The sequence below is a fragment of the Desulfonatronum parangueonense genome (assembly GCF_054656975.1).
The window spans coordinates 3,279,757-3,292,333 of record NZ_BAAHXH010000003.1; the positions used below are offsets into that span (position 1 = coordinate 3,279,757).

Below are 12,577 nucleotides of genomic sequence, written 5' to 3' on the forward strand. Positions count from 1 at the left end.
TGGCCATGATTCGTCCCATTCTGACCTACCCGAATCCGATCCTTGCCCAGACGGCGAAGGAAATCGAAACCGTCACGCCGGAGATCTGCCAACTGGCCGAGGACATGCTGGAAACGATGTACAGCAAAGAAGGGCTCGGGCTGGCCGCGCCGCAGGTCGGAGAATCATGCCGGCTGGTGGTGATCGACATCTCCGGTCCGGATAAGCGGGAAGAGCCGCTTGTTTTCTTGAATCCACGCATTGTGTCCTCGGAAGGCCAGGTCGATTCCAGTGAAGGCTGTTTGAGCGTTCTGAACTATCGAACCAAGGTGCAGCGGGCGGAGCGGGTTCGCCTGCAAGCGTTGAATCTCGAGGGACAGTCCGTGGAGATGGAGATGGATGGCATGCTGGCCATATGCCTGCAACATGAACTCGATCACCTGAACGGCGTGCTGTTCATCGACCGGATCAGCCGTTTGAAACGCTCCCTGTACGAGCAGAAGTTGAAAAAATGGATCAAGAAAGACAAGCTCACCTGAACATCGTTTTTTTCGGCACCCCTCCCTTTGCCGCCCGGATTCTGGACGAACTCGCCGCCGATCCGGACGTGCGCGTCCAGGCCGTGGTCACGCAGCCGGACCGGCCCTGCGGCCGGGGGCGGGTCTGCAAGCCGTCTGCGGTCAAGGAAGCGGCATTGGCCAAGGGATATCCCATTCTGCAGCCGACAACCCTCAAGGACGATACGGTTCGCGCGGAACTGGAAGCCTTTCAGTCCGATTTTTTCATCGTGGCCGCATATGGTCTGATTTTTCCCGAAGCCGTCTTGAGGTTGCCGCGCCATGGCTGCCTGAACGTCCACGCCTCGCTTCTGCCGCGCTACCGGGGGGCATCCCCCATTCAGGCGGCCTTGCTGGCCGGGGATCATGTCACAGGCATCACCATCATGCGCATGGCCAAAGGCATGGATACGGGACCCATTCTGCTGCAGCGGGCCATGGGCATCGACATCAACGACACAGCCCAAACCCTGCACGATCAGCTTGCCGAACTGGGTGGTCGATTGCTGCGCGAAGCTTTGTCCCGTCACCGGAAAGGGACGTTGATCGCCCAGGAACAAAATCATGCCTTGGCCAGCTATGCGTCTCGTCTAACCAAGGACCAGGGGCTTATCGACTGGAACCAGCCGGCTCGCACGGTGCATAATCACATCCGGGCCATGCATCCCTGGCCTGGAGCGTATTTCTATCTGCCCGGAGGCCAGCAACCGCCCCGCAAGGTTGCCGTGCATCCCGGCAAGGTTGGCGAACCGCTTCCCGATGGCACCCATGCGCCGGGTTCATTTATCGGGATCCAGGACGGCATGCTGGCCGTCGCCTGCCAGGATAAGACCTATCTTGTCGAGTACCTGCACCCGTCGGATGCCAAGCGTATGGATGCCTTGGCGTTTCGATGCGGCTATCTGCAGCAGTTGTCGCTGGGCGACAATCTATGTGAAACTCTGCGTGAACCTACGGAGCCTTGATGCCGTTGCATCCATCGCCTCCGCCCCATACATCAGGTCCCGGGGATGACCTGACGCTCGAAAAAGCCTCTGACCCCAGAAAGCGCCTGTTCATTGGGCTGATACTGGGCACTTCAGCCCTTCTGAGTCTGTTCCTGGTCATTCTCTGGGTCATTCCCTACATCGGTCTGAAAAATATCCACGCTTTCGCTCCCATTGTGCTCGCGGTGGTTCTGCTGGCCATGATCTCCATGATCATGTGGTCGTCCATCGGTCTTGTCCTGAACATCCTCATCGGCAGAAGCTTTCCGCTCAGCTCGCGATTTCGAGGCATTACCATCAAGCTGTTTCTGCCCTTGATGACCTTGCTGGGGCGTTTTTTCAACATTCCCAAGGATGATATCCGGCTTTCCTTCATCAAGGTGAACAATGAGTTGGTCGCCTCGGAACGAGGGCGATTTCAGCCCCATGAAGTTCTTCTGCTTCTGCCTCACTGCCTCCAGAATTCCAGATGCCCCAGGCGGTTGACCTACGATATCAAGCACTGCAAACGCTGCGGGGAATGTCCCATTGACGGCCTCCTCGGGCTGTCCGAAAAATACGGGATCAAGATCGCCATTGCCACGGGCGGGACCATTGCCCGGCGCATCGTGGTCCAGAACAAGCCCAAGCTGATCATCGCCGTGGCCTGCGACCGTGATCTGTCCAGCGGCATCCAGGACACCTATCCCATTCCCGTCTACGGAGTCTTGAATCAGCGCCCCTTCGGTCCCTGCCTGGACACGCTGGTGGATCTGCCCAATATCGAATCCGCCCTGGAACGTTTTCTGGCTGATCCTGCCAAATCCTGACCTTAGGTCATAGCTCTTATGGCTGCTCCCCGTACTCCTCCAGCCAGATTTGCCGCCATGCAGGCTCTGCAACAGACGTTGCAGCAGGGCAGCGATCTTCAGTTTGCCTTGGATTTTCAACTCCGCCGTCTGCGCGTCTCACCAAAGGACGCCAACCTGGCCACGGAACTCTGCTACGGCTACCTCAGGCACAAGGGACGCATCTCCTTTTGCCTGGAGCATTTCCTGCAAAAGCCCGGAAAATTGCCGCCGCTATGTCGCACGGCCTTTGAACTGGCCACCTACGAAACCCTGTTTCTGGAGCGGATCCCGGAATTCGCCACCAGGTCATGGCTGACAAATCTGGTTCGTCAACAATGGGGCTCCGGGCTGACCCGCCTAGCCACGGCCTACATGACGAACATCTTCAAAAACAAGCCGACTTTGCACGAGCCGGAATTTTATCACGAAGGCGCCCCTAACGACCGGACCTTTCTCAGCGCATACTATTCCTTGCCGGCCTGGATCATCGATCTGTGGGACAAAGCCTACGGTCCGGAGACCACGCAACGACTCGCCGAGGCCCAGATTCATCCGGCTCCGCTCGGGCTGCGCATCAATCCGCACCATGCCCGAAGAGACGAGCTTGTCTGCCAATATAGCGATCGACAGGCTGAGTTCGATGACCTGGAAGTGCTTGATCCCTTCAGTGTCAGTTGTTCTCGCGAAACAGCCAGAAGTCTATTTCCGGAGCTGTCGGCGGACATCCAGGCTGGTGCTTTGTCCAGACAAAGTCTGGAAGCCCAGAGGATATTGATGGAGTTGGGTGCCGGTTCCTGGGCGGAGCCGATCTGGGACGTGTGTGCGGGACGGGGAGGAAAGACCTGCTACCTCCTTGAGCGTGGACAAAAGCAGGTCCTCGCAAGTGATCCGAATTCGTTCAGGGTGCTTGGCTTGTCCAGGGAGTTGGCGCGTCTGGGACTGCCTCGCATCCCGCTTGCAGTAGCCAGGGGAGATGTTCGGCTGCCGTGGCAGGAAAATCCAGCGACCATTCTCCTGGATGTCCCCTGCTCCGGGCTGGGCGTGCTCTCACGAAAACCCGACATCAAATGGAAACGTACGTCAAAGGACATTCCTCCGCTGATCGCCCTTCAGGACCAGCTTCTCCGCCAATCCGCCGAGGCGTTGCGTCCCGGCGGACGCATCGTCTACATCACCTGCACGCTGAATCCGTCAGAAAATCAGGCCAGGATCGAACATTTTCTGGCCGAACATCCAATGTTCTTCAATACAGGTCATTATGAAACGCCTTTCGATACCACAGTGAGAGAGTTTTTCTGGGGCGTCGTGCTGGAGAAAGGATAGCCGTCCGGCAACTGCTCCTGGCTGGAAGCTATCGACTTTTCGCTTCCTGGTAAGGTTCCGACCAGTAGAACAAGAACATTATGTCTGTTCTTGTCCCTTTGTTCCCCTTCGCACCATTAGCTTTTGTAGGCTTCTTTGCTGACATCCTCCCGGCAAGTTGCATGCTAATCGGCCCGGGTTTCTTTTATTGCGTCCAATGTAATATTAAGGCATATCGCTGCACAACCGACCGCCATTATTTTGTGGTCACGCACAGTTGCATTCTTATGTTGCAAGTTGTTGATATGACGATACACGCATATTCTGAGCTAAACTGAGAGAAGCAGCTATTGGCTCTTACTGAAGGAAACGAAGTCAATTTACGGCAGAGGAATTATTGATCGATCTACCCATTGAAGGAGAAACTGATTGTGAGCAACCAGCCTACCCAAACCAGCAGCCGTGAAATCCGCGTTTTCATCTCTTCGACCTTCCGCGACATGATGCGGGAACGGGATTTGCTGGTGAAGCGGGTTTTTCCGGAACTACGCCGCAAGTGCGCACAGCGGTTCGTCACCTTTACAGAGGTGGATTTGCGATGGGGAATTACCGAGGAACAGGCTGCGGAGGGGCAGGTTCTGCCGTTATGTCTCGCCGAGATCGAACGCAGCCGGCCGTACTTCCTTGGGCTGCTCGGCGAACGGTATGGCTGGATTCCCGATACCGTTCGGTCCGAGGTAATCGAGCGCGAGCCGTGGATCAGGGAGCACGTTGAGGATCGCACGTCGGTCACGGAGTTGGAAATCCTTCACGGGGTACTCCGCAATCCCGAGATGGCGGGTCACGCCTTCTTCTATTTTCGTGACCCAGCCTATGGCCAGGATCCGGAAAGGTATCCTGATTTCACTGACGACGAACGCTGGGCTTTGGTCGAGCAGGACATACCCGACGAGATCGAGAAGTACGGCGAGGCCGAGGCTGCCCGTCGCACCGCGAAGCGCAAGGCCCGGCTCGCCTTGCTCAAGCAGCGCATCCGGGACAGCAAGCTGGATCTGGTCGAACCCTACGCCAACCCCGAGGCCTTGGCGGAGATCGTTTTCCAACAGTTTGACGAGCTGATCGACCAGCTCTACCCGGAAGACCAGACTCCTGACCCGCTGACACAGGAGCGCATGGGGCACGAAGCCCACGCGAAGAACAAGCTCTACGGCTGCATCGATCGTCCGGCGCACATGGCTAAGCTCACGGAAATTGCCCACAGCGTCGACAAGCTCGGGAAGGGCATCGTTCTCACCGGTGAGAGCGGTGGCGGCAAGACCGCGCTGCTCGCTGCCTGGGCACGAGATGTGGCGAGAGACAACCCCGACGCGTGGCTTTTCCAGCACTACTTCGGTGCCACGCCGGGCAGCGCCGCACCGGAAGGCTTTTTGCGGCGACTGATGGGAGAACTGAAACAGCGCTTTTGCATCGCGGAGGATATCCCTGTCGACCCGGAAAAGCTGCGCGACGCCCTACCGGTCTGGTTGGCGCGGACGCAGCTGGATACGCGGATCGTGCTCGTGCTCGACGGGTTGAACCAAGTCCAGGGCAGCGAGGCGGATCGCCGCCTTCGCTTCGTTCCGTATAAATTCCCCGCGCATGTCACTGTCCTGGCCTCTGCGCTGCCTGGACCAGCCCTCGACAGTCTGCGCGAGCGCGAGTGGATGATGTACGAACTGCCCCTTGCCACGGAGGCGGAAGCGGATGCCATGGTCGCGGAGTACCTCAAGCAGATAGGGCGGTTCGTTGACGCCAAGGGTCGCCCCATCGAGACCCCGCTTCGCCGCCAGATCGCTGCCGCAGCCGGCTCCCGGAACCCGCTCTTCCTGCGCACGGTGCTTGAGGAACTCCGGCAGTTCGGCAGCTTTGAGAAGCTGGATGATCGCGTGAAGCATTACCTTGAGGCCCACGACCCGAATGATCTGTTCCTACGCGTGATTCAGCGCTGGCAGGATGATTTCGACGACAAAGACTCTGAAGGCCGAGACCGCGACCTTGTCCGCCGCGCCCTGACCCATCTCTGGGCCGCCCGCCAGGGACTTTCCGAACCTGAATGGCTCGACCTCCTCGGTACTGCGGATTACCAGCCTCCAACCGATCACCAATCCTCGACCACTGATCGCTTCTCCCCCCTCCCCCGCGCCCTCTGGACACCCCTCTTCCTGGCCCTCGAACCGCACCTGAGCCAGCGCTCCGGCCTCTTCGCCTACGGCCATGACTTTTTGCGCCAGGCGGTCGAACAGAAATGGCTGGCCGAGCCCACAGCTCAGCACGCAGCTCACCTTGCGCTGGCCGACTACTTCGATCAACACCCTAACCAAGCGGACATGACACCGCGCAAAGCCGCCGAATGGCCGTTCCATCTCCACGCCGCGCAATCCTGGGACCGCCTCGAAGCCTGCCTGACCAACATCCCGCTCTTCCTGGCTCTCTATAACGACCAAACAAAGTGGGAACTGACCAGCTACTGGCATCCGCTGCGTGCCAAGCCGCTCGAACGCGACATGGGTGCGTGCTACACAGCGGCATATGAAGTCTGGACACGAGAGCCCGGCAATGCGGCTGACCATTCTGTACCAGCAAACCTTGGGGGGTTTTTGCTCGAAAACGGCCACTACGCCCCCGCCGAGCCGTTGTGTGAGTGGGCGCTGGCGGCCCGCGAGCGTGTTCTGGGTCTGGAGCATCCCGACACGCTGACGAGCATGAATAACTTGGCGGCATTACTGTTCTACAAAGGCGAATACGCGATCGCGCAACAGTCACTTGAACTGGTGCTGGACGTACACGAACGCGTGTTGGGGGCGAAGCATCCCGACACGCTGACGAACATGAATAACTTGGCAGCATTGTTTGAGAGAAAAGGCGACTACGAGGGTGCTCAACTCTTGCTTGAGCGGGCGCTGGCGGCCCTCGAGCGTGTTCTGGGTCCGGAACATCCCGACACGCTATCGAGTGTGAACAATCTGGCGGCATTGCTGCAGATCAAGGGCGACTACGTAGGAGCGCAGCCGTTTTCTGAGCGGGCGCTGACGGCCCGCGAGCGTGTTCTGGGTCTGGAGCATCCCGACACGCTATCGAGTGTGAACAATCTGGCGACATTGCTGAAGAGCAAGGGCGACTACGCAGGTGCGCAGCCGTTGTTTGAGCGGGCGCTGGCGGCCCGCGAACGTGTTCTAGGTCCGGAACATCCCGACACGCTATCGAGTGTGAACAATCTGGCGACATTGCTGAAGAGCAAGGGCGACTACACAGGTGCGCAGCCGTTGTCTGAGCGGGCGCTGGCGTACCGCGAACGTGTTCTGGGTCCGGAACATCCCGACACGCTATCGAGTGTGAACAATCTGGCGACATTGCTGAAGATCAAGGGCGACTACGCAGGAGCGCAGCCGTTGTCTGAACGGGCGCTGGCGGCCCGCGAACGTGTGCTGGGTCCGGAACATCCCGACACGCTATCGAGTGTGAACAACTTGGCAGTATTGCTGAAGAGCAAAGGCGACTCCGCGGGTGCGCAGCCATTGTATGAGAGGGCGCTGGAGGCCAGCGAACGTGTACTGGGGCCGGAGCACCCCAACACGCTGTCATGCCTTAAAAATCTGGCGGATTTAATGGTGAGTAAAGGAGACTACGCGGGTGCGCAGCCGTTGCATGAGCGGGCGCTTGAGGCCCGTGAGCGGGTGCTAGGTCCGGAGCATCCCGACACGATGACGAGCCTAGTCATTCTGGCATCATTGCTGCCACTCAAAGGCGACTACGCGGGTGCGCAGCCGTTGCATGAGCGGGCGCTGAAAGTCTCCGAACGAGTGCTGGGGCAAGAGCATCCTGACACACTGATGATCATGAACAACTTGGCAGCATTGCAGAGAAACAAAGGCGACTACGCGGGTGCGCAGCCGCTGTATGAACATGTTCTGGAGGTCCGTGAACGTGTGCTGGGGCCGGAGCATCCCAATACACTGGAGAGCGTGAACAATTTTGCGGGATTGCTTCAGAGCAAGGGCGACTACGAAGGTGCACAGCTGTTGTATGAGCGGGTGCTGGAGGCCCGCGAGCGAGTAATGGGGCTGGAGCATCCCGATACGCTGACGAGCATGAACGGTCTGGCAAGATTGCTGATGAGCAAAGGCGACTACGTTGGTGCCCAACCGTTGTATGAGAGAGCGCTGGAGGCTCGCGAACGGGTGCTGGGACCGGAGCATCCCGATACGCTGGTGAGCGTGAACAACCTGGCGGGATTGCTTGCGAGCAAAGGCGACTACGAAGGTGCACAGCTGTTTTATGAGCGGGTGCTGGAGGCCCGCGAGCGGGTACTGGGGTTGGAGCATCCAAGCACGCTGACGAGTCTGAACAACCTGACAGTATTGTTGAGAAGGAAAGGCGACTCCGCAGGCGCGCAGCCGTTGCTTGAGCGGACGCTGATCAGGCTGCTGAAGATCTCCGCTGCGACCGGGAAAGTACATCCCAATCTGCAAGAGTGCATCAATAATTACGCCGGTTGCCTCAAGGAGTTGGGACGCGGAGATGCTGAAATCCATGCCACTCTGAATGAGCTGATGCAACCATTCGGCATGAGCGCGGCCGACACCAACGGCACCGACGATGGGCCAACGTGCCGTCTCCTAAACTCCGCAGCGTGATCGATCAAATGACTCATAATCCGTTGCAACAGCGGGAGATTGCGGAAAAGCTTCAACAAGAGAATCCGGGATTGTTCAGGGAGCTGGTGCATTGGATTAAGAGCCAAAGGCGGTAGGCGCCACGGATTCCGTAGGTATTTCCGATAAAAAGACAAGTATGCTCTGTGATTGATCTAGTCCAATTGGCCGAAGAAAGCCAGTTTCGTTCATCTACCTCAATAACGGATACGTGAATCTGTCAATCTGATTCTAATTGTATCATTGAAGGAGAAACTGATTGTGAACAACCAGCTTACCCAAATCAGCAGCCGTGAAATCCGCGTTTTCATCTCCTCGACCTTCCGCGACATGATGCGGGAGCGAGATTTGCTGGTGAAGCGGGTTTTTCCGGAACTGCGCCGCAAGTGCGCGCAACGGTTCGTCACCTTTACCGAGGTGGATCTGCGTTGGGGCATCACCGAGGAACAGTCTGCCGTGGGCCAGGTTCTGCCGTTATGCCTTGCGGAGATTGAACGCAGCCGACCGTACTTCCTTGGGCTGCTCGGCGAACGGTACGGCTGGATACCCGATACCGTCCGGCCCGAGGTACTCGAGCGCGAGCCGTGGATCAGGGAGCACGTTGAGGATCGCACATCGGTCACGGAGTTGGAAATCCTTCACGGGGTACTCCGCAATCCCGAGATGACAGGTCACGCCTTCTTCTATTTTCGTGACCCATCCTATGGCCAGGACCCGGAAAGGTATCCTGATTTCACTGACGACGAACGTTGGGCTCTAGTCGAGCAGGACATACCCGACGAGATCGAGAAGTACGGCATGGCCGAGGCTGCCCGTCGCACCGCGCAGCGCAAGGCCCGGCTCGCCTCGCTCAAGCAGCGCATCCGGGACAGCAAGCTGGATCTGGTCGAACCCTACGCCAACCCCGAGGCGTTGGCGGAGATCGTTTTCCAACAGTTTGACGAGCTGATCGACCAGCTCTACCCGGAAGGCCAGACTCCTGACCCGCTGACACAGGAGCGCATGAGGCACGAAGCCCACGCGAAGAACAAGCTCTACGGCTGCATTGATCGTCCGGCGCACATGGCCAAGCTCACGGAAATAGCCCACAGCGACGACAAGCTCGGGAAGGGCATCGTTCTCACCGGTGAAAGCGGCGGCGGCAAGACCGCGCTGCTCGCTGCCTGGGCACGAGATGTGGCGAGAGACAACCCCGACGTGTGGCTTTTCCAGCACTACTTCGGCGCCACGCCGGACAGCGCCGCGCCAGAAGGCTTTTTGCGGAGGCTGATGGGGGAACTGAAACAGCGCTTTGGCATCGCGGAGGATATTCCCGCTGACCCGGATAAGCTGCGCGACGCCCTACCGGTCTGGCTGGCGCGGACGCCGCCGGAGAGGCGGATCGTGCTCGTGCTCGACGGGTTGAACCAAGTCCAGGGCTGCGAGGCGGATTGCCGCCTGCGCTTCGTGCCGTACACATTTCCCGCGCATGTCACTGTCCTGGCCTCCGCGCTGTCTGGTCCAGCCCTCGACGCTCTGCGCGAGCGCGAGTGGATGATGTACGAGCTGCCCCTTGCCACGGAGGCGGAAGCGGATGCGATGGTCGCGAAGTACCTCAAGCAGATCGGCCGGTTCGTTGACGCCGAGGGCCGCCCCATCGAGACTCCGCTGCGCTGCCAGATCGCTGCCGCGCCCGGCTCCCGGAACCCGCTCTTCCTGCGCACGGTGCTGGAGGAACTCCGGCAGTTCGGTAGCTTTGAGAATCTGAACGATCGCGTGGCGCATTACCTTGAGGCCAACGACCCGAAAGATCTGTTTCTGCGGGTGATCCAACGCTGGCAGGATGATTTCGACGACAAAGACTCTGAAGGCCGAGACCGCGACCTTGTCCGCCGCGCCCTGACCCATCTCTGTGCCGTCCGCCAGGGACTTTCCGAACCTGAATGGCTCGACCTCCTCGGCACCGCGGATTACCAGCCCCCACCCACCGATCGCTTCTCCCCCCTCCCCCGCGCCTTCTGGACCCCCCTCTTCCTGGCCCTCGAGCCGCACCTGAGCCAGCGCTCCGGCCTCTTTGCCTACGGCCACGACTTCCTGCGCCAGGCGGTCGAACAGAAATGGCTGGCCGAGCCCACAGCTCAGCACGCAGCTCACCTTGCGCTGGCCGACTACTTCGAACAACACCCTAACCAGGCGGACATGACACCGCGCAAAGCCGCCGAATGGCCGTACCATCTCCACGCCGCGCAATCCTGGGACCGCCTCGAAGCCTGCCTAACCAACATCCCGCTCTTCCTGGCTCTCGATAACGCCCAAACAAAGGTGGAACTGGTCGGCTATTGGCATCCGCTGCGCGCCATGCCACTCGAACGGGACATGGGTTTGTGCTACACAACGGCATATGATGCCTGGACGCAGGATTACGCTCATTCCGCGGACCATTCTGTAGGCGCAAACCTTGGAGTGTTTCTTTTCGAAAACGGCCTTTACACCGCCGCCGAGCCGTTGCTCTGCCGTGTACTGGAGGCCCGCAAATGTGTGCTGGGTCCGGAGCATCCCGATACGTTGACGTGTATGAACAATCTTGCTGTATTGCTGGGGAAAAAAGGCAACTACGCTGGCGCGCAGCCTTTGTATTGGCGGGCACTTGAGGCCCGCGAGCGTGTGCTGGGACCGGAGCATCCCGATACGCTGATGAGCTTGAAAAATCTGGCGTCATTGCTGGAGAAAAAGGGTGACTACGCTGGCGCGCAGCCGTTGTATGAGCGGGCGCTGGAGGCCAGCGTTCGTGTGCTGGGTCCGGAGCATCCCAATACGCTGATAATCGTGGATAATCTGGCTGGATTGTTAGTGAACAAGGGTGACTACGCGGATGCGCAGTCGTTATATGAAGGGGCGCTGGAAGCCAGCGAGCGTGAGCTGGGTCCGGAGCATCCAGATACGCTGGGAGGCGTGAACAATCTGGCAACATTACTTGAAAAAATGGGTGACTACGCAGATGCACAATCGTTGTATGAGCGGGCGCTGGAGGCCAGCGAACGTATTTTGGGGCCGGAGCATCCCAATACGTTGATGAGTGTGAGCAATATTGGCAACTTGCTGAGAAACATGGGCGACTACGAGGGTGCCCAGCCGTTTTGTGAACGTGCGTTGGAGGTCAACGAGCGTATTCTGGGGCCGGAGCATCCCAATACGCTGACGAGTATTAACTCTTTAGCAGTATTGCTCATGAGTAAGGGCGACTACGCTGGTGCGCAATCGTTGTATGAGCGGACGCTGGAGGCCCGAAAGCGTATTTTGGGTTCGGAGCATCCTGATACGATGGTGAGTGTAAATAATTTAGCGAACTTGCTGGAGAACACGGGCGATTATGCTGCTGCGCAACCGTTGTATGAGCTGTCGTTGGAGGCCCGAGAGCGTGTGCTGGGTCCGGAGCATCCCGATACGCTGACGAGTATGAACAGTTTGGCGGTATTGTTCGTAAATAAGGGCGACTATACTGGTGCGCAGCCGTTGTATGAGCGGGCGCTGGAGGCCCGAGGGCGTGTGCTGGGTCTGGAGCATCCTGATACGCTGGTGAGTGTGAACAACCTTGCGGCATTACTATTACGTAAAGGCGACTACGCAGGTGCACAGCCGTTGTATGAGCGGATGCTGGAGGTCTGCGAGCGTGTGCTGGGGCCAGAGCATCCCGACACGCTGACAAGTGTGATCAATTTTGCGGGATTGCTGTCGAGCAAAGGCGACTACGTTGGTGCACAACCGTTGTATGAGAGGGCATTGATAATTTTTGAGCGTGTGCTGGGGCCGGAGCACCCCAACACGCTGAAGAGCGTCAACAATCTGGCGGCATTGCTCGTGAATAAAGGCGATTGCGCTGGTGCGAAGCCGTTATATGAGCGGACGCTGGAGGTCTTTAATCGTGTGTTGGGGCCAGAGCATCCCGACACGCTGACGAGTGTGATCAATTTTGCAGGATTGCTGTCGAGCAAAGGCGACTTCGCCGGTGCACAACCGTTGTATGAGAGGGCGTTGAACGGGCTGCTGAAGATCTCAGCTGCGATTGGTAACACACATCCAAATCTGCAAGTGTGCATTAATAATTACGCCGGATGTTTTAAAAAGATGGGTCGCGGAGATGCTGAAATCCGTGCCGCCCTGAATGATCTGATGCGACCATTTGGCATGAGCGTGGGCAGTGCCGGCGGCACCGACAATGGGCAAACGAGTCATCCCTGATACTCCGAGCCGAG

General features: G+C 58.5%; 6 protein-coding genes. All 6 read left to right on the forward strand.

What is annotated here, in order from left to right; all coding sequences use genetic code 11:
• The first annotated feature begins 5 nt into the window (after positions 1 to 5).
• A complete protein-coding gene (gene def / locus ACYQ15_RS14825; protein WP_459939597.1) occupies positions 6 to 518 on the forward strand; it encodes a peptide deformylase in 513 nt (170 codons plus the stop codon).
• Positions 491 to 1,501, forward strand: coding sequence for a methionyl-tRNA formyltransferase (fmt, locus tag ACYQ15_RS14830; protein WP_459938281.1), 1,011 nt, complete (start codon positions 491 to 493; stop codon positions 1,499 to 1,501). Before def ends, fmt begins: the two co-directional genes overlap by 28 nt.
• Complete coding sequence (locus ACYQ15_RS14835; RefSeq protein WP_459938282.1) at positions 1,501 to 2,331, forward strand: DUF116 domain-containing protein; 831 nt, start codon at positions 1,501 to 1,503, stop codon at positions 2,329 to 2,331. Before fmt ends, ACYQ15_RS14835 begins: the two co-directional genes overlap by 1 nt.
• Positions 2,332 to 2,349: 18 nt before the next feature.
• Positions 2,350 to 3,675: an RsmB/NOP family class I SAM-dependent RNA methyltransferase gene (locus ACYQ15_RS14840; RefSeq protein ID WP_459938283.1), complete on the forward strand. Its 1,326-nt coding sequence runs from the start codon at positions 2,350 to 2,352 to the stop codon at positions 3,673 to 3,675.
• 410 nt (positions 3,676 to 4,085) lie between these two features.
• The gene (locus ACYQ15_RS14845) at positions 4,086 to 8,327 is read left to right on the forward strand and encodes a tetratricopeptide repeat protein (RefSeq protein WP_459938284.1); all 4,242 of its coding nucleotides are present in this window, start codon (positions 4,086 to 4,088) and stop codon (positions 8,325 to 8,327) included.
• A gap of 279 nt (positions 8,328 to 8,606) precedes the next feature.
• On the forward strand, positions 8,607 to 12,563 hold the full coding sequence (locus ACYQ15_RS14850) for a tetratricopeptide repeat protein (RefSeq protein ID WP_459938285.1): 3,957 nt from the start codon (positions 8,607 to 8,609) through the stop codon (positions 12,561 to 12,563).
• The last annotated feature ends 14 nt before the right edge of the window (positions 12,564 to 12,577 follow it).